At 67.9% G+C, this 18,318-nt stretch carries 16 protein-coding genes; 5 read left to right on the top strand and 11 right to left on the bottom strand.

Annotated features, from left to right (window positions below):
* Positions 1 to 181 precede the first annotated feature (181 nt).
* Positions 182 to 1,102, top strand: a complete 921-nt coding sequence (gene metR / locus HMPREF2716_RS26825; protein WP_004345413.1) for a transcriptional regulator MetR — start codon at positions 182 to 184, stop codon at positions 1,100 to 1,102.
* Between the two features lie 5 nt (positions 1,103 to 1,107).
* On the opposite strand, the gene HMPREF2716_RS26820 is transcribed toward metR, so the two are convergent.
* From HMPREF2716_RS26820 to HMPREF2716_RS26795, 6 genes are read right to left on the bottom strand one after another with little or no spacing between them, the layout of a single operon-like run.
* A complete protein-coding gene (locus HMPREF2716_RS26820) occupies positions 1,108 to 2,358 on the bottom strand; it encodes an OprD family porin (protein WP_033943034.1) in 1,251 nt (416 codons plus the stop codon).
* Between the two features lie 52 nt (positions 2,359 to 2,410).
* Positions 2,411 to 3,616, bottom strand: coding sequence for a 3-oxoadipyl-CoA thiolase (locus tag HMPREF2716_RS26815; RefSeq protein WP_003109714.1), 1,206 nt, complete (start codon positions 3,614 to 3,616; stop codon positions 2,411 to 2,413).
* Between the two features lie 22 nt (positions 3,617 to 3,638).
* The gene (locus HMPREF2716_RS26810; protein ID WP_023088113.1) at positions 3,639 to 5,171 is read right to left on the bottom strand and encodes a 3-hydroxyacyl-CoA dehydrogenase; all 1,533 of its coding nucleotides are present in this window, start codon (positions 5,169 to 5,171) and stop codon (positions 3,639 to 3,641) included.
* A complete protein-coding gene (locus HMPREF2716_RS26805; protein WP_010793349.1) occupies positions 5,168 to 5,965 on the bottom strand; it encodes an enoyl-CoA hydratase in 798 nt (265 codons plus the stop codon). The genes HMPREF2716_RS26810 and HMPREF2716_RS26805 overlap by 4 nt, the downstream gene beginning before the upstream one ends.
* Positions 5,966 to 6,024: 59 nt before the next feature.
* On the bottom strand, positions 6,025 to 7,212 hold the full coding sequence (locus tag HMPREF2716_RS26800) for a CaiB/BaiF CoA transferase family protein (RefSeq protein ID WP_003143270.1): 1,188 nt from the start codon (positions 7,210 to 7,212) through the stop codon (positions 6,025 to 6,027).
* A gap of 38 nt (positions 7,213 to 7,250) precedes the next feature.
* The gene (locus HMPREF2716_RS26795) at positions 7,251 to 8,978 is read right to left on the bottom strand and encodes an acyl-CoA dehydrogenase family protein (protein WP_003098471.1); all 1,728 of its coding nucleotides are present in this window, start codon (positions 8,976 to 8,978) and stop codon (positions 7,251 to 7,253) included.
* Positions 8,979 to 9,091: 113 nt separating this feature from the next.
* On the opposite strand from HMPREF2716_RS26795, the gene HMPREF2716_RS26790 reads away from it, so the two are divergent.
* Positions 9,092 to 9,979 carry a LysR family transcriptional regulator gene (locus HMPREF2716_RS26790; protein ID WP_003092195.1) on the top strand — a complete coding sequence of 296 codons (888 nt, stop codon included), beginning with the start codon at positions 9,092 to 9,094 and terminating at the stop codon, positions 9,977 to 9,979.
* A gap of 218 nt (positions 9,980 to 10,197) precedes the next feature.
* Complete coding sequence (locus HMPREF2716_RS26785) at positions 10,198 to 11,607, top strand: MFS transporter (RefSeq protein ID WP_003113881.1); 1,410 nt, start codon at positions 10,198 to 10,200, stop codon at positions 11,605 to 11,607.
* Here HMPREF2716_RS26785 and HMPREF2716_RS26780 read toward each other — a convergent pair.
* The 3 genes from HMPREF2716_RS26780 to HMPREF2716_RS26770 form a co-directional block, all read right to left on the bottom strand.
* Positions 11,604 to 12,677 (bottom strand): bifunctional transcriptional activator/DNA repair enzyme AdaA, encoded by a 1,074-nt coding sequence (locus HMPREF2716_RS26780; protein ID WP_023085485.1) that lies wholly within the window; start codon positions 12,675 to 12,677, stop codon positions 11,604 to 11,606. The two genes, HMPREF2716_RS26785 and HMPREF2716_RS26780, sit on opposite strands and share 4 nt — an antisense overlap.
* An 89-nt stretch (positions 12,678 to 12,766) precedes the next feature.
* Positions 12,767 to 14,089 (bottom strand): APC family permease, encoded by a 1,323-nt coding sequence (locus tag HMPREF2716_RS26775; RefSeq protein ID WP_070622059.1) that lies wholly within the window; start codon positions 14,087 to 14,089, stop codon positions 12,767 to 12,769.
* 199 nt (positions 14,090 to 14,288) lie between these two features.
* On the bottom strand, positions 14,289 to 15,104 hold the full coding sequence (locus HMPREF2716_RS26770; RefSeq protein ID WP_003092205.1) for a carbon-nitrogen hydrolase family protein: 816 nt from the start codon (positions 15,102 to 15,104) through the stop codon (positions 14,289 to 14,291).
* A 127-nt stretch (positions 15,105 to 15,231) separates the two neighbouring features.
* On the opposite strand from HMPREF2716_RS26770, the gene HMPREF2716_RS26765 reads away from it, so the two are divergent.
* Positions 15,232 to 16,017: a helix-turn-helix transcriptional regulator gene (locus HMPREF2716_RS26765; protein WP_003092207.1), complete on the top strand. Its 786-nt coding sequence runs from the start codon at positions 15,232 to 15,234 to the stop codon at positions 16,015 to 16,017.
* Positions 16,018 to 16,044: 27 nt separating this feature from the next.
* Here HMPREF2716_RS26765 and ykgO read toward each other — a convergent pair whose 3' ends face one another.
* Both ykgO and HMPREF2716_RS26755 read right to left on the bottom strand, forming a co-directional pair.
* Positions 16,045 to 16,197, bottom strand: a complete 153-nt coding sequence (ykgO, locus tag HMPREF2716_RS26760) for a type B 50S ribosomal protein L36 (RefSeq protein ID WP_003092209.1) — start codon at positions 16,195 to 16,197, stop codon at positions 16,045 to 16,047.
* The gene (locus HMPREF2716_RS26755; RefSeq protein WP_003092213.1) at positions 16,197 to 16,460 is read right to left on the bottom strand and encodes a type B 50S ribosomal protein L31; all 264 of its coding nucleotides are present in this window, start codon (positions 16,458 to 16,460) and stop codon (positions 16,197 to 16,199) included. The genes ykgO and HMPREF2716_RS26755 overlap by 1 nt, the downstream gene beginning before the upstream one ends.
* Before the next feature lie 243 nt (positions 16,461 to 16,703).
* Between HMPREF2716_RS26755 and HMPREF2716_RS26750 the strand changes: the two genes are divergently transcribed.
* Entirely contained in the window at positions 16,704 to 18,314 is a 1,611-nt protein-coding gene (locus tag HMPREF2716_RS26750; protein ID WP_003092223.1) for an FMN-binding glutamate synthase family protein, read from the top strand.
* Positions 18,315 to 18,318 lie beyond the last annotated feature (4 nt).

The raw sequence follows: 18,318 nt of genomic DNA, 5'->3' as shown, positions 1-18,318 counted from the left end.
GGCTCTGCGGCGTTGCGCCGCTGCTCCGTGCCGCCGTCCCGTGTGCCGGGCTCTTCTCCCCGTCGCTCCACGATCGCACGCTCTGCGGGATCGAGGCCATCGCTTGTCGACAGCCCCTGGCGTATGAGACAAACTCAACGAATCCGCACCGCTATCAAGTTTTGCTCATACAGAGGCCGCCATGCTCGAACTTCGCCACCTCAAGACCCTGCACGCGCTGCGCGAAGCCGACAGCCTGGTGGAAGCCGCCGAGCGCCTGCACCTTACCCAGTCGGCGCTGTCGCACCAGTTCAAGGAACTGGAAGAGCGCCTGGGCATGCAGTTGTTCGTGCGCAAGACCAAGCCGGTACGCTTCACCAGCGCCGGGCTGCGCCTGCTGCAACTGGCCGACTCGCTGCTGCCCCAACTGCGCACCGCCGAGCGCGACCTGGCACGGCTCGCCGGCGGTACCGCCGGGCGCCTGCACATGGCCATCGAATGCCACAGTTGCTTCCAGTGGCTGATGCCGACCATCGACCAGTTCCGCGACGCCTGGCCGGAAGTCGAACTGGACCTGGCCTCGGGCTTCTCCTTCGCGCCGCTGCCGGCCCTGGCCCGCGGCGACCTCGACCTGGTGGTGACCGCCGACCCGGTCGAGTTGCCCGGCATCACCTACGTGCCGCTGTTCACCTACGAAGCGCTGCTGGCGGTGGCCAATCAGCATGCCTTGGCTAGCCGGCCGTACGTCGTCCCGGAGGACCTGGAGCGGGAAACCCTGATCACCTATCCGGTGGAACGCGACCGTCTCGACGTCTTCACCCGCTTCCTCGACCCCGCCGACGTGGAGCCGGCGCAGGTGCGCATAGCCGAGCTGACCGTGATGATGATGCAGCTGGTGGCCTCCGGTCGCGGCGTCTGCTGCCTGCCGAACTGGGCCCTGCACGAGTACAGCTCGCGCGGCTACGTGACGGCCCGGCGCCTCGGTGAAAAGGGCCTGTACTGCACGCTCTTCGCCGCCATCCGCACCGACATGTTCGATGCGCCATTCATGCGCGACTTCCTGCTCACCGCCAAGGACACCTCCTTCGCCACCCTCGAAGGGGTCAGCGCCGCCAAGGGCTGAGCGGCTCAGAACAGCGGCAGCTCATAGGTCAGGTACAGGCGGTTCTCGTCGATGTCGCGGCTGAAGGCCGAACGGTAGGTAGCGTTGCGCCAGACCAGCCCCAGTCCCTTCAGCGCACCGCCCTGCAACACGTAGCGCAGGTCGCTGTCGCGTTCCCACTCGCGACTGCCGTCGGCGCCCTTCGGTTTCGCGCCGTGGCCGCTGAAATAGCGCGTCATCAGGCTCAGGCCGGGCACCCCGAGCGGCGCGAAGTCGCAGTCGTAGCGCAGTTGCCAGGAGGACTCGCCGGCCTCGGCGAAGTCGTTGTACTGGCCGAAATTGACCAGGTACGGATCGGTCCCCTCCAGGTAGGGGAAACCGTGGTCGCCGCTCATCCGCTGGTAGCCCAGGCCGAAGGCCTGGCCGTTGCGCAGGCGGTAGGTGAGCAACCCGCTGAAGGAACGGTTGTCGATGCGCCCGCCGCGAGCGCCGCCGGTATCCCGGCTGAGCGCCAGGCGCAAGTCGCTCTCCAGGCTATCCGCGGCGACGCCGATGCGCCCCTTGAGACCGAGGAAATGCTGGGCGTAGACCTGCTCCAGTTCGCCATAGTGGTAGCTGCCGGTCCAGTCCGGGGCGATACGGTAGTCCAGGCCGGCCAGGTCGAAACGGTCCGCCTGCGCCGCGCCGGCGAAACGCCGGTTGCGGTTGAACAGCGCCAGGTCGCTGGTGCCCGCCTCGTTGCGCTGGCTGACCTCGGTCAGCCGTCCCAGGTTCAGGCTCAGTCCGCTCAGTTCGCCGGAAGTCAGCAGCGCGCCCTGGAACACCTGGGGGAATAGCCGCCCGTAGTTGGGCTGGATGGTCGGTAGCTTCGGCACCAGGCCGCCGACCTTCAGCTCGCTGCGCGACAGGCGCAGCTTGGCGGTCGCGTCCAGCCGCGCGTAGTCGCCCGCCGCGCTGCCATCGTCGCGAAGCGGAAGCAGGCCGGTGCCGCTACGCCCCGCGCCGGAATCGAGTCGGACGCCGAGCTTGCCCAGCAGGTCGAGACCCACGCCGAGGGTGCCCTCGGTATAGCCCGAGCGGTAGTCGAAGAGAAAGCCCTGGGCCCACTCCTCGCTTTTCGCACGCCCCGCGCCATCGCGGAAGTCGCGGTTCATGTAGAAGTTGCGCAAGGCCAGGCTGGCCCGCGAGTCTTCGAGGAAGCCCTCGGCCAGGGCGGGAACGCTATCGCCGGCAAGGATCGGCAGCAGGAAAAACGCGCATTTCTTGTTGTTGTTCATACGCACTCCGAACGGGCGCCTGGGCGCCTCTTTTTCTAGGGGGAACGGTGTCTCATCGGCAGCGCTCGATCACCATCGCCACGCCCTGGCCGAGCCCGACGCACAGGCTGACCACCGCGTAGCGCCGCTCGATGCGTTGCAGCCCGCGGGCGGCGGTGAGCACCAGGCGCGCACCGGAGGCGCCGAGCGGATGGCCGAGGGCAATGGCGCCGCCATGGGGATTGACCCGCGGGTCCTCGTAGTCCAGGCCGAGCAACTTCAGGCAGGCCAGGACCTGCGGCGCGAAGGCTTCGTTGATCTCGATCAGGCCGACCTCGTCCAGGTCGATGCCGGCGCGTTGCAGCGCGCGGAGGATCGCCTGCTGCGGGCCGATGCCCATCAACCGGGGCTCGACGCCGACGCTGGCGCTGGCGAGGATCCGCGCCAGCGGCCGGATGCCCTCGCGCTCGCCGATCGCGCGATCGCCCAGCAGCACTACCGCCGCCCCGTCGTTGATCCCAGACGCATTACCGGCGGTCACTACCCCACCGGCGAACAACGCCGGCAAGCGCGCCAGGGCCGCCAGGTCGGCCTGCGGTCGCGGATGCTCGTCGCGCTCCACCAGCCGCGTCTCGCCCTTGCGTCCGGCACGCACCTCCACCGGAAGGATCTCGCCGAGGAAAAAGCCCTCCTCCAGCGCAGCCTGGTAGCGCGCCTGGGAAGAAGCGGCGAAACGGTCGGCGTCTTCGCGGGCGATGCCGAAGGCGCGGGCCACGTTGTCGCCGGTCTCCGGCATGCTGTCGTTGCCATAGCGCTCGACCAGCCTGGGGTTGGCGAAGCGCGCGCCGATGGTGCTGTCGAAGACCTCCAGCGTGCGGCTGAAGGCGCTCTCCGCCTTGGCCATGACGAACGGCGCCCGGGACATGCTTTCGGCGCCGCCGGCCAGGTACAGCCGACCCTCGCCGCAACTGATCGCGCGCGCCGCGTCGATCACCGCCGACAGTCCGCTGGCACACAAGCGGTTGACCGTCTGCCCGGGCAGCCGCGCCGGCAGGCCGGCTGCGAGCAGCGCGTTGCGCGCCAGGTTGCGGCTGTCTTCGCCGGCCTGGTTGGTGCAACCGAGGATCACATCCTCCAGGTCGTCGACGGCGAACCCGGAGGTTTCCGCGAGACGCGCCAGCAGCAGGCCGGCCAGGTCGTCCGGACGCACCGTCGAGAGTGCACCGGCATGCCGGCCGAAAGGCGTACGCAGGCCGGCGTAGATATAGGCATCGAGCATGGTGTGTTTCTCCGCGAAGGGATCAGGAGGCCAACGGGCTGTCCGGCTGGCGCAGGGAAAGGCCCAGTTGGGCGCGCCGGCGCAGCCAGGGGCTGGGGCGATAGCGCGGGTCGCCGCTGAGCGCATGCAGGCGTTCGAGGATGCGCAGCACGCGCCCGGCACCCATTCGGTCGCCCCACTCCAGCGGCCCCAGCGGATAGCCGAGACCGAGGCGCACCGCCAGGTCGATGTGCTCCACCGAAGCGATACCCTGCTGGGCGATGTCGCAGGCGAGATTGACGATCGAGGCGAGGGTGCGCTGGACGATGAACCCGGCGCTGTCGCGAATCAGCGTGACGCCCACGCCGTCCCGTGCGAACAGGGTGCGAGCCGCCTGCTGCAGCTCCGCTCGGGTCGCCGGGCAGGCCATCAGGCAGCGGTGTCGCTCCAGGTCCGACAGCACGTCGATGGCCAGGCTGCGCGTCGGATCGACGGCGAACCGCCGCGCTGCGGCGCTGACGTCGGCGCCCAGCGGCGCAAGCAGGCACAACGCCGCCCCGGAAGGACGCTCGCCGCTCTCCACCTCGGCGCCCAGACGTTGTAGCAACGTCAGCAATGGCGCGCGGTCATGTTCGTCGTCGACGCCCAGCCACACCGGCGGCAACGCCGCGCCTGGCGCAACCGCCGGGGCGGCGGCGGGCACCTGCCCAGCGCCGTCGTAGCGGTAGAAGCCCTGGCCGCTCTTGCGCCCCAGGCGGCCGGCGGCGAGCATCTGGCGCAGCAAGGGATGCGGACGATAACGCGGCTCCTCGTAGTACTGCCGGTAGATCGACTCCATCACCGGCAGGCTGACGTCCAACCCGACCAGGTCGAACAGCTCGAACGGGCCCATGCGGAAGCCGGCGCCCTCGCGCAGGACTTCGTCGATCGCCGCCACCGGCGCCACGCCCTCGCCGAGGATACGCAGCGCCTCGGTGCCGAAGGCCCGTCCGGCATGGTTGACGATGAAGCCGGGGCTGTCCGTGGCACGCACCGACTGGTGGCCGAAGGTCGCCACCAGGGCGCACAGTCGCTCGGCGATGCCGGTGCGGGTGGCGAGACCGTCGATCACCTCCACCAGACGCATCAGCGGCACCGGATTGAAGAAGTGCAGACCGGCGACCCGGCCGGGATCGCGACAGGCCGAGGCGATCGCGGTAACCGACAGCGAGGAGGTATTGCTGGCGAGGATCGCTTCGTCGCCGACCACCTCTTCCAATTGGCGGAACAACGCCTGCTTGGCCTCCAGGTTCTCAACGATCGCCTCGATCACCAACTGGCAGCCGCGTAGGACCCGCATGTCCTCGACCACCCGCAGATTGCCCATCGCGCGCTCGACAGCCTCCGCCTCCAGCCGGCCCCGCTCCACCTGCCGGGCAAGGACCGTGGCGATCTGCTCGCGTGCTTGCAGTGCCGCACCCTGGCGGCTGTCGTAGAGCAGCACCAACAGGCCGGCACAGGCAGCGAGCTGGGCGATGCCCTGGCCCATGGCACCGGTACCGACGATACCGATGAGAACGATCGGTGGTTCGCTCATTTTCCCAGGTACTCCGCTGTGCGTTTTTCCAGGAAGGCACGCATGCCCTCCTTCTGGTCGTGGCTGTCGAACAGCAACTGGAAGGCCTTGCGCTCCAGCGCCAGGGCCTGGTCCAGCGGCAGGTCGGCGCCGGCCAGGACCACTTCCTTGATCTGCGCCAGCGCCAGCGGCGGCAGGCCGGCGATCTGGCGAGCCAGTTCGAGGGCGCGATCCAATGCCTGGCCATCCGCCGCCACCTCGCTGACCAACCCTATGGCCAGGGCCTCCGGCGCCCGTACCGTGCAACCGGTAAACAGCATGCGCAGCGCCTGGAACTTGCCCACCGCTCGCACCAGGCGCTGGGTGCCGCCGGCGCCGGGCATCACGCCGACACGAACTTCCGGCTGGGCGAAGCGCGCCGAGGCACCGGCGACGATCAGGTCGCAGTGCATCGCCAACTCGCAGCCTCCACCCAGGGCATGGCCCTCCACGGCGGCGATCAGCGGTTTGCGGCAGGCGGCGAGGGCCTGCCAGTGGCGCTCCACCCCGCGCTGCTGGATCTCCAGCACGGACGCCTCCGCCAGTTCGTTGAGATCGGCGCCGGCGGCGAACGCCGCGCCATTTCCGGTGAGGACGATGACCCGGGTATCGGCGCACTCGTCGAGGCGCCGTACGTGCTCCGCCAGAGCCTCGCGCAGGCGCATGTTCAGGGCGTTGAGCACTGCCGGGCGGTTCAGTCGCAACAGGGCCACGCCCTGCTCCGGCCGCTCCAGCAGCACGAGTTCGGGGCGCACCGCCCCAGGGGAGGAATCCATGGCCATCTCCAATTGCCCGGGGATTGAGTTGCACGGCGCAGGCCGTGCCGTGAGGGGTTTCAGGCGCGGACGATGCCGCGCCGGACCAGCGCGTCGATCGCCTCGGCGCTCAATCCCAGTTCCGCCAGGACTTCCCGGGTGTCTCCGCCCAGCACCGGCGGCGCGGCGCGGTAGCTGGCCGGGGTGCGCGAAAGCTTCACCGGCGAGGCGATGCCGCGATAGCCCTCGAGTTCGACGACCATCCCGCGATGGCGGGTGTGCGGGTGCTCCACCACCCGCTCCACCGTGGCGATGGCTCCGCAGGGCACGCCGAGACGGATCAGCCGCTCGGCCAGCTCACGGCCGTCGTGGGCCGCCAGGTAGTCCTCCAGGGCGCGCTTCAGCGCCTCGCGGTTGACCGAGCGCTTGCCGTTGTCGGCGAAGCGCGGGTCCCCCGGCAGTTCATCCGCTCCCAGGTACTCGCACAGGCGGGCGAACTGGCGGTCGTTGCCGACGGCGAGGAAGATCGGCTCGGTACCGGTGCGGTAGCTGTCGTAGGGCGCGATGTTCGGGTGGGCGTTGCCGCTACGCCGGGGCGTACGTCCGGAAGCAAAGTAGTTCGGCAGGTGCGGGTGCAGCAGGGAGATACCGCAGTCGTACAGGGCGATGTCCACCGACTGCCCGCGCCCGCTGACCTGGCGCTCGTGGAGGGCGAGGAGGATGCCGGCCATGGCGTTCAGCCCGGTGACCATGTCGACGATCGGCAGGCCGATGCGCAACGCCTCGCCGCCGGCCTCGCCGTTCACGCTCATCAGTCCGGCCATCGCCTGGATCGCCGCGTCGTAGCCGGGCAGGCCGCCGAGCGGGCCGTCGGCGCCGAAGCCCGATACCGCGCAGTGGACCAGCCGCGGGAAGCGCTGGCGAAGCACCTCCTCGTAGCCGATCCCCCAGCGCGCCAGGGTGCCGGGCTTGAAGTTCTCCAGCAGTACGTCGGCGTCCTCCAGCAAGCGCAGCAGCAGCTCGATGCCCTCCGCCGTCGCCAGGTCGACGGCGATGCCCTTCTTGTTGCGGTTCACGCCCTTGAAGTAGGACGCCGTGTCGCCCTCGAAGGGCGGCCCCCAGCCACGGGTCTCGTCGCCGCCAAGGGGTTCCAGCTTGATCACCTCGGCGCCGTGGTCGGCCAGCGCCTGGGAGCAGTAGGGTCCGCCGAGGACCCGGCTGAGATCGATGATTTTCAGGCCACGCAGGGCGCCCGTCTGATTGGTCATGGCGACTCTCTGGTTGTTGTGAGCGGGAATGCGGGCAGTCAGGCCGGCAGCAATTGCATGGCTTCGGCCTGGCTCAGCGGCACCTCGCCGACCACCCTGGCCAGCAGTTCGGCCTGGTCGGTCCAACCCTCCAGGTGCAGCGGGTCGCGCGGCAGCAGCTTGTGCCGGGCGACCAGGAAGGCCAGGGCCAGGCGGCGCTGGTCGGGTGCCTGGCGGCTGGCTTCCCAGGCCATGAAGATCGCCGTGCACAGGTGGTAGAGGGCGCTGCCGGCCTGGCGCACCTGTTCATCCTGGCGGCGCTCGGCGACGTCGGCCATGGTCGCGACCACTCGCACCAGCAGTTCGTCGAAGAGGTCGCGGGCGTCCCCTGGCAGGTCGCTGTCATCCAGCAGCCGGCGCAGGTGGCGCTGCAAGGGTTCGAGCGCCTGTTCGCGGCTCACCGCACGGGCGACGTCCAGCGCCACGATGTTGCTGGTGCCCTCCCAGATCGACCCCAGGTGGGCGTCACGCACCAGCCGCGGGTCGCTCCACTCCTCGATGTAGCCGACCCCGCCGCGCACCTCCATGGCGTCGCCGGTGACCCGTCGCGCATCGCGGCAGGCGCGGAACTTGATCAGCGGGGTGAGGATCCGCACGCATTTCTGCGCCTCGACCTCGCCGCCATCGGCGCGCGGCAGCAGCGTGGCGATCTGCATGAACATCGAGCGCGCCTGTTCGGTGGGCAGCATCATCTTCAGCAACTGCTTCTGCATCAGCGGCATGTCGATCAGGTGCTTGCCGAAGGCGCGCCGATGGCGGGCGACGAACAGCGCCTCGCTCAGCGCCCGGCGCATCAGCCCGGCGGCGCGCACGCCGTTGGACAGGCGCGACATGTTGACCATGTCGGCCATCTGCTGGAAGCCGCGGCCGATCTCGCCGATCAGGTAGGCGCTGGCGCCTTCCAGGCGGACTTCGCCGCTGGCCATGGAGCGGCTGCCCAGCTTGTCCTTCAGGCGGACGATGCGATAGGCGTTGCGCGTGCCGTCCTCGCGGACCTTCGGCAACAGGAACAGGGTCACGCCCTTCATTCCTTCCGGCGCGCCTTCGGGGCGGGCCAGGACCATCGCCAGGTCGGCGTCCGGGTTGGAGCAGAACCACTTGTCGCCGTAGAGCTTCCACTCGCCGCCCTGCTCCCGCGCCACGGTACGGGTCCGCGCCACGTCGGAGCCGGCGGCCTGCTCGGTCATGAACATGGCGCCCTGGAACAGCTCGTCGAAATCCCGCGAGGCGAGGGACGGCAGGTAGCGCTCGACCAGTTCTGGCGCGCCGAACCTGCGCAGGGTGCGGGTCAGCGAGTCGGTCATGCTGACCGGGCAGCAAAGGCCGAACTCGGCCTGTACGAACAGGTGGGTGAGCGCATACTTCACCAGCGGCGGCGGGCCGTCCGGGCGATGGCTCATGGAAGCCAGGCCAAGTTCGGCATAGGCCACCCGTTCGAGGGCGACGTAGTCCGGATGCTTGCGAATGCTCTGCAAATCCTCGCCGCGGCGGGTGCGCGGCGCCAGCACCGGCGGGTTCTTGTCCGCCGCCAGCGCCAGCACGTCCAGCTCGCCGCCGGCACGGGCGCCGAGCCGTTCGAGGAGCGGCCGCCATTCGGCGAGCAACGCCGGCGGCAGGTATACCTCCAGCAGCCGCTCCAGGGCCGGATCGCAGGTGTAGAGATTCAGCCCACGGCTGTCGGGGATGTTCAGCGTATCTTCGCGAAGTACTTCGGGCATGGCGGTCATGGCGCGGCTCCTGCTTGTCTTGCGCCGAGACTAGGCGAGTGCTTCGATAAGCATCCAATACAAAAAAAATCATCGACGATAAGAAAAACAGATCGTAGAACCAGGTGCCTGCCATGGATCTCAGACAGCTTCGCTACTTCATCGCGGTCGCCGAGGAACTGCATTTCGGTCGCGCCGCGGCTCGCCTGTTCATCTCCCAGCCGGCGCTGAGCTTCGACATCAAGAAGCTGGAGGAACAGCTCGGAACCCAATTGCTGCTGCGCAACAACAAGTCGGTGAAGCTCACCGGCGCCGGCCAGGTCCTGCTGGTGGAAGCGCGCAACCTGCTGCTGCAGGCAGAGAAGGTGAAACGCCTGACCCAGCTATCCGCCGAGGGCGACGTCGGCCAACTGCGCGTCGGCTTCGTCAACTCCATGCTCTACCGCGGCCTGCCCAGGGCCATGTCCCGTTTCGAACGGGAGCACCCGAACATGGAGGTGGTGCTCGGCGAAATGAACAGCGCGGAGCAGGCCCAGGCGTTGCAGCGCGGGCAGATCGACCTGGGCTTCGTGCACTGGGGCAGGCTGCCGGCGGAAATCGTCTCCGAACCCTTGATCAGCGACCCGTTCCTCTGCTGCCTGCCCGCCGGGCACCGCCTGGCTGGCCAGGCGCGTCTGGACCTCGCCGAACTGCGCGACGAAGACTTCATCCTCTTCCCGCGCCATGTCTCCCCGCACTACCACGACCTGATCATCGCCCGCTGCGTGGACGCCGGCTTCAGCCCGCGCATCCGCCACGAGGCGCGCCTGTGGCAGACCGTCGCCGCCATGGTCGGTCTCGGCATGGGCGTCGCGCTGATCCCGGAGACCCTCTGCCTGGCCTGGCGGAACGAGGTGCGCTACCTGGAAATCGAGCCGGCCGGCGCGCGTTCGGAGATCCACGCGATCCTTCCGGCCAGCGAACCTTCCCGGGCGGCGCAGGCGTTCCTGGCGACGCTGAAGAGCGGCCTGGACGACGCCTGAGCGAGGGCTGACGGAAAACGTCGATATGGAATCCCTTATCGAGCCATAAGATTAAAAGACTATTGATTTGCGGGGGTGCCACCTAGACTCCGAGGCACCCGGGTCAACACCGACGCACGCTTTCCCTCCACGGAAACCAGCGTTTCCGCCCCGCCTTTCAGCGAAGGGCGGTAGGGCGCGGCGTGTCGGCGAGAACAACAATAAACAGGACTCGACCCATGCCGCGCACGCCCTCTCCCGAAGACGCCGACCTGCACAAGAAGGCCCGCAGGGCCGGTATCGCCTCCTTCATCGGCACCACCATCGAGTGGTACGACTTCTACATCTACGGCCTGGCCGCCGCCCTGGTGTTCGGCAAGGTATTCTTCCCCGCCGACATGGATCCGGGCCTGGCCACCCTGCTGTCCTTCGTCACCCTCTGGTCGGGCTTCATCGCTCGCCCGCTGGGCGGGATCATCTTCGGCCATCTCGGCGACCGCATCGGCCGCAAGACCACCCTGGTGATCACCCTGATCATGATGGGCATCGCCACGACCTGCATCGGCCTGTTGCCGGTCTATACGCAGATCGGCATCTGGGCGCCGATCTCCCTGGTGGCGCTGCGTATCGTCCAGGGCATCGCGGTCGGCGGCGAGTGGGGCGGCGCGATCCTGATCGCCAGCGAAAGCGCGCCCAAGGGCAAGGGCATCCTGTACGCCGCCTTCGCCCAGCAGGGCTCGCCCACCGGCAACCTGCTGGCGACCCTGGCGTTCTTCGCCCTCAGCGCCCTGCCCGCCTCGGACTTCATTCTCTGGGGCTGGCGCGCGCCGTTCCTGCTCTCCGCAGTGCTGGTCATCGTCGGCATGGTGATCCGCCTGAAGCTGGAGGAGTCGGAAGACATGAAGCGCGTGCTGGCGCAGAAGCGCACGGTGAAGCTGCCGCTCGCCGAGGTGCTGGGCAAGCACTGGAAGATCGTCCTGCTCGGCGCCGGCGTGCTGCCGATCATCCACGTCACCTACTTCAAGAGCACCTTCGCCCTCTCCTGGGCGACCAAGACCCTCGGCTACAGCCAGGGCACCTTCCTCAGCATCATCGTGGTCGCGCTGGTGGTGCAGTTCCTCAGCCAGCCGCTGGGGGCGCTGCTCACTTCGCGCATCGACATGCGCAAGGCGGCATGCCTGATGGTGCTGCCGGAGTTCATCCTGATGCCGGCGATGTTCTTCGCCGTGGAAACCAAGGTCTACTGGATCGCCGCGGTCGGCATGTGCCTGGCCACGGTGCCGCACGCGATGTTCTACGGCGCGGTGGGCGGTATCCTCGCCCGAGCCTTCCCGGCGCGGGTGCGCTACACCGGCCTGTCGCTGGCCTACCAGCTCTGCTCGCTGCTGGTCGGCGGCGGTACGCCGGTACTGGCCCAGTGGATTCTCAACAGTACCGGCAGCATCGTCGGCGTGGCCCTGGCCTCGGCCTGCTACGCGCTGGTCTCGCTGGCCTGTACCCTGGCCCTGTTGCGGATCACCGGGTTCCACGCCAGCGACCTGTCGACCGCCGAGCGCGCCGACGCCGAGGACTTACAGCGGCCCGTAGCGGTCGAGCGGGAACCGGTGTTGCGCGCCCCCGCCCGGCTTCTGGGCGGCGATCCCGGCTAGCCGGCAGCGCCCATGCGCCGCTCGTGCTCCAGCAACCAGCGCTTGCGCCACAGGCCACCGCCATAGCCGGTCAGGGAACCGTCCGAACCGATGACGCGGTGGCAGGGAATCACGATGGCGATCTGGTTGGCTCCGTTGGCGCGGGCCACGGCGCGCACCGACGACGGCGAGCCGATGGACCTGGCCAGCCCGGAGTAGCTCTGCGTGCTGCCGCACGGTACCTCGCGCAGCGCCTGCCAGACCGTGCGGGTGAAGGCCGAGGCGTTCAGCGCCAAGGGGGTCTGGAAGCGCACTAGAGTACCGCCGAAGTAGTCGGCGAGTTCCGCCTCGATCCTGTCGATGGAGGCGAAACGGCCGAAACCGATGCTCGATCCGCTGCTCTTCTGCAGGCGTTTCAGCTCCCCGCTCAACGCCGGGCGGTCGAAGAATTCCAGCAGGTGCAGGGCCTGCGCATCGGCCACCGCGAGCATGGCGCCGAGCGGGGTCTGCAGCCAGTCCGCCTTGAGCAGCTCGCGCCCGCGCAACTGCGACGGCGGCTCGCCCAGCAGGCGCGCGAAGGCGCTACGGAAGCCGCTGTCAGAGTCGAAGCTGGCATCCAGTTGCGCGTCGATCACCCGCGCGCCCGAGGACAGCCGCTCGGCGACCTGGCCAAGACGGCGCAGGCGAGCCATTTCCAGAAAGGTCACGCCGAACTCGCGCTTGAAGGCACGGCGCACGGTGGACGGGTCATAGCCCAGCGCCGCCAGGTCGTCTTCGAACCAGCGCCGCTGCGGTTGCCGACCGAGGCGCTGGAGCAGGTCGCTGACCAGCGGCCCCTGCGTGCCGAGCCGCTCCAGCGGCCGGCAACGCAGGCAGGGTCGGAAGCCGGCCTCGACGCAGCCCTTGATCGAATCGAAGAACAGGGTGTTCTCGCGCTTCGGCTTGCGCGCCGGGCAGGTCAGGCGGCAGAACACCCCGGTGCTCTTCACCCCAACGAAGGCAAAGCCATCGTAGGCGGGGTCGCGCGCCAACAGCGCGGCATACAGGGTGTCGTCATCGGGAAGGGGAAGGAACAACGCTGCGTCGGACATGGCCGGCTCCGGAACCAGGGAGGCGATGGATAGCCACTCTAGGCCAGGAGCCTGCGCCTTGCCGCCGCGAAACGGGCGTCGATTCTTTCTCAGCCCTCCTCGAAACGCATCTCCGGCGGCGGCTCGCGGAAACCGTGGGTGATCGCCGCCAGGTACACCGCGCCCAGCGCCAGCCAGCAGAGGCCGAGGATGATCGCCAGATGGTCGAGGCTGGCCATCAACCACAGGTCGGCGACCAGGCCGATGCCAGGGAATACCAGGAACAACAGGGTTTCCCGTGGACCGCGGCGCTCGGCGCCAAGGTAGTAGTGGAAGACCACCGACAGGTTGACCAGGCTGAAGGCGAGGAAGGCGCCGAAGTTGATGAACGACGTGGAGGTGGTCACGTCCATCTGTAGCGCCAGCAAGGCCCCCACACCGCACAGGACGATGCTGTTCACCGGCGTCTCGAAGCGCTTGCCGAGACGACCGAAGAACGGCCGCGGAAGGACGCCGTCGCGGCCCATGGCGAAGAGCAGGCGCGAGGCGCTGGCCTGGGCCGAGAGACCGGAGGTGAACTGGCCGACGATCAGGCCGACCAGGAAGAAGGTCACGAACAGGTCGCCACCGATGTTGCGGGCGATCTCGTAGGCCGCCGAGTCCGCGCTGTCGAAGGCGAACGACGGGTGCGCCAGTTGCACGAAGTACGAGGTGACGATGAAGATCAACCCGCCCAGCAGGGTGATCAGCAGGATCGCCCGCGGGATGTTGCGCCGCGGGTCGCGGGTTTCCTCGGTCAGGGTACTGACCGCGTCGAAACCGAGGAACGAGTAGCAGGCGATCGCCGCACCGCTCATCACCAGCGGCACCTGCAGGTCGCCACCGAGCAACGGTTGCAGTGACCATAACGGCTTGCCCGGGTCGCCCAGCACGTAGTGCACGCAGAGTGCGACGAAGGCGCCGAGGACCAGGAACTGCACCAGCATCAGCAGGCCATTGACGTTCTTCGCCAGGCGCAGGCCGACGATGTTGATCGTCGTGGTCACGCCGATGAACGCCAGCACCCAGACCGCGTTGGGTACCGCGGGAAAGGCCGAGTGCAGGTAGGCGGCGCCGATCAGCCAGATCGCCATCGGCAGGAACAGGTAGTCGAGCAGCACCGCCCAGCCGGCGATGAAGCCGAGCCGGGAATCGATGGCCTTGCGCACGTAGGTATAGGCCGAGCCGGCCACGGGGAAGGCCGCGGCCATGCGCCCGTAGCTGAGGGCGGTGAAGAGCATCGCCAGGGAAGCGGCGATGTAGGCGGCGGGGACGTGTCCCTGGGTGGTCTCGGCGAGGATGCCGAAAGTCCCGAGGACGATGATGGGGGTCATGTAGGCGATGCCGAACAGCACCACGGAACCCAGCGACAGGGTGCGCTTGAGTCTGGCCATTACTGCTTACTCCGGAATTATCGTTTGTTATGGCAGTGGCCCGCAGCCGGCCGGGCCGCGGGGCGCAGGGGCCTCCCCTCACCTGGGAGACCGGCGGACGCTCGGGCGCCCATCGTTGTGCTACGGCTTTCCGGGCCGATCCTCGCCCGCTCGCTGGCGGGCGGAGGACGACGCGACGCTCCTGTCGCGCCGCGGTGAATCAGGGAATCAGCAGTTCGCGCAGGCCGTCCGGGTGCTCGCGGCGCTCGCCGGGCAGGACCAGGCGACGCTCTTCGAGGTAACGGTAATCCCGACGCGCATCCTGCAACCGGCCGAGGTCCAGTTCGACGATCTGCCGGCATTCTTCGCGCCCGGCCTCGCAGAGCAACTGGCCATAGGGATCGACCACCGCGCTGCCGCCGGCGAAGACCAGCCCGCCGTCGCCATGCCCGACGCGGTTGACCATCACCGCGTAGGCCTGGTTTTCCATGGCGCGGGCCATGATCGCAGTGCGATGGGTCGGGCCATAGGGGTCCATGTTGCCATTGGTCACGATGATCAGTTCCGCACCCAGTTGGCCGAGGGCCCGCGCGCTTTCCGGGAACTCGATGTCGAAGCACACCAGCAGGCCGACCCGGATGCCGTTCCACAGGGCGGTGGCGTAGCGGTCGCCAGGCGTGAAGATGCCGCGGTCGGAGGCCCACAGGTGGGTCTTGCGGTATTTCAGGGCGATGCCGTCGGGAGCGATCAGCAGGGTGGTGTTGTAATAGCGGCCGGCGTCCGCCTCGGCGATGCCGATCGCCACCGAAACGTTACGTTCACGGGCGACGCGCTGCACCGCGCTGACCGTCGGGCCGTCGAGCGGCTCGGCGAGGGCGGCGATGTTGTCTTCGCTGGGGAAGCCGGTCAGGTGGGTTTCCGGGAACACCACCAGTTCGGTGTCCGCCGCACAGTCGGCGATGGCCGCCAGGGCGCGTTCCAGGTTGTGCGCGGTGTCGCCATCGCGACCGGCGATCTGGACGAGTTCGACTTTCATCGGAATTCCTTGTTGTTCTCGGCGCTGTTCGGCACGCGCGCTGTTCGTATGCAGGGGTCGGCACAGTATGCTTGGCGCTCCCCGCGCCGATAATTACGTCCGAGGGTTAACCCAACAGGGGTAGAAGATGAGTTTCACCTTGCAGGACATCGCCTGGCACCGCTCCGTCGGGCAACTGGTCGAGGCGCTGGATGCGCCGGACTTCTGGATTCGCCTGGTACGCCTGCTCGAACAGTACGTTCCGTTCGACAGCTGGGTGGCCCTGCTGTTCAGCCAGGGCCGGCCACAGGTGTTCGCCGAATGCCCGGGCGCCGACGGCGGGCCGGATCCGCTGTTCCAGGACTACCTGCGAGGCCTCTACCTGCTCGACCCGTTCTACATCGCCAGCCGCGAGAACCCGTGCAGCGGCCTGTTCCGTCTGGCCGACGTGGCACCGGAATGCTTCGAGCAGACCGATTACTACCAGCGTTACTTCCGCCTCAACGTGGTGGCCGATGAAATCCAGATCAACGTCCAGCTCTCCGGCGAACGCACCCTCTGCCTGTCGCTCGGCTCGCGGCGCCGCTTCACCCCCGAGCAACTCGCCGTGCTCGGCCTGGTGCGGCCCTGGGTGGCCGGGCTGATGCGCCAGCGCCTGGCCTTCGAGGACGAAGTGTTGAACAGCCCCGCGGCGCCGGAGCCGGGCTGGCAGGGTTCGCTGGAGAAGGTCGCGGAGCAGATGGGCACGCCGCTGACGGCGCGCGAACTGGAGGTCGGCAGGCTGATGCTCAGCGGCTGCTCGAGCAAGGAGATCGCCCGCAAGCTGGCGATCTCGGCGGAAACCGTGAAGGTCCACCGCAAGCACATGTACGGCAAGCTCGGCATCAAGTCGCAGTCCGAGCTGTTCGGCCTGTTCCTCCAGGCCCAGGGCTGACGGGACGGGCGACCGCCCCGTCGCCGCTCAGCGGCGCTTGATCTTCGGCTTCGGCCGGCCCTGCACGCACTTGAAGCGCGGATTCGACTTGCAGATCACGTAGAGCCGGCCACGGCGCTTCACCACCTGGCAATCGCGATGGCGCAGCTTGGCCTGTTTCAGCGAGGCGAGGACTTTCATCAGGCCCCCTTGCCGCCGACGAAGCCGGCGAAACGCTTGTTGAACCCGGCCACGCGGCCTTCGCTCTTGGTCTTGCGCTGTTCGCCGGTGTAGACCGGGTGCGAGGCGCTGGAAACGTCCAGGGTCACGTAGGGATAGGTCTTGCCGTCGGTATGGGTATGGGTCTTGTCGGTCTCCGCGGTGGAGCCGATCAGGAAGTACACGTCGGCCGAGGTGTCATGGAACAGGACGGGACGGTATTCGGGATGGATGCCGGGTTTCATGGGGATGCCTCCTACATAATGTTATATAGTTACATATTACTCCGATAAGAATAATTCGCAACTCCGGAAAGAGTTCCCGGCGACCATTCGGCTGCTCGACCATCCAGACACAATTATTAGCTTGCTTTCTATCCCCGTTTGTTTCCCATAATCAGCGCTTGGTTAGCGCGGGGGGAACCCGTCGTAGACGCCTCGAAGAAGGTGACTACCATTTTGAACCGAAGCCTGAAGATTGGAGACGTGATGAATCTGTCGCTACTCAGTCGCTATGCGTTTTTCGCCTGTATCGCCCTGTTCACCTTGCTCAGCCTGCCGTTCCTCGGCAGCACCGAATGGCTCTGGCCGTTCACCCTGCTGGGCGTGGCCCTGAGCCTGCTCGGCCTGTTCGACCTGATCCAGACGCCCCACGCGGTGCGCCGCAACTATCCGATCCTGGGCAACATCCGCTATCTGGTGGAAGGCATCCGCCCGGAGATCCGCCAGTACCTGCTGGAGGCCGACGGCGACGCCCTGCCCTTCTCCCGCGCCCAGCGCTCGCTGGTCTACTCGCGGGCGAAGAACGAAAGCTCGGAGAAGCCCTTCGGCACCCTGATCGACGTGTACACCGCCGGCTACGAATTCATCAGCCACTCGATGCGTCCGGCGCCGCTCAGCGATCCCTGCGAGTTCCGCGTCGACATCGGCGGGCCGCAATGCAGCAAGCCGTACTCCGCTTCGCTGTTCAACGTCTCGGCGATGAGTTTCGGCGCCCTCAGCGCCAACGCCATCCGTTCGCTGAACCGCGGCGCGCAGATGGGCAACTTCTACCACGACACCGGCGAGGGCAGCATCAGCCCCTATCACCGCGAGAACGGCGGCGACCTGGTCTGGGAACTGGGCAGCGGCTACTTCGGGTGCCGCACCCGCGACGGCAAGTTCGACCCCGAGCGCTTCGCCGCCCAGGCCCTCGACCCGCAGGTGAAGATGATCGAGATCAAGCTCAGCCAGGGCGCCAAGCCGGGTCACGGCGGTATCCTGCCCAAGCACAAGGTCACCCCCGAGATCGCCGCCACCCGTGGCGTGCCGATGGGCGAGGATTGCGTTTCGCCGTCGCGCCACAGCGCCTTCTCCACGCCGATCGAACTGATGCAGTTCATCGCCCAGCTGCGCGAACTGTCCGGCGGCAAGCCGGTCGGCTTCAAGTTCTGCCTGGGCCATCCATGGGAGTTCATGGGCATCGCCAAGGCCATGCTGGAGACCGGCATCCTCCCCGACTTCATCGTCGTCGACGGCAAGGAAGGCGGCACCGGCGCGGCGCCGCTGGAGTTCACCGACCATATCGGCGTGCCGCTGCGCGAAGGCCTGCTGTTCGTCCACAACACCCTGGTCGGCCTCAACCTGCGCGACAAGATCAAGGTCGGCGCCAGCGGCAAGATCGTCAGCGCCTTCGACATCGCCAGCGTCCTGGCCACCGGCGCGGATTGGGCCAACTCGGCGCGCGGCTTCATGTTCGCCATCGGCTGCATCCAGTCGCAGAGCTGCCATACCAACAAGTGCCCGACCGGCGTCGCCACCCAGGACCCGCTGCGCCAGCGCGCGCTGGTGGTGCCGGACAAGGCCGAGCGGGTGCGCAACTTCCATCGCAACACCCTCAAGGGCCTGGCCGAGATGCTCGCCGCGGCGGGCCTGGAACATCCCTCGCAGCTCGAAGCCAAGCACCTGGTGCGACGCATCACCGACACCGAGATCCGCCTGTTCTCGCAGCTGCACTACTTCCTCAAGCCGGGCGAACTGCTGTCCGGCAAGATCGAAGGCGAGTTCTACGAGCGCATGTGGAACATGGCGCGGGCCGACAGCTTCGACGCGGCGGCCTGAGCCG

Source organism: Pseudomonas sp. HMSC076A11, assembly GCF_001810205.1.
In the GTDB taxonomy this organism is placed as follows: domain Bacteria; phylum Pseudomonadota; class Gammaproteobacteria; order Pseudomonadales; family Pseudomonadaceae; genus Pseudomonas; species Pseudomonas aeruginosa.
Note: the sequence above shows the minus strand (reverse complement) of the source record. Positions and strands in the feature narration are given on the sequence as shown.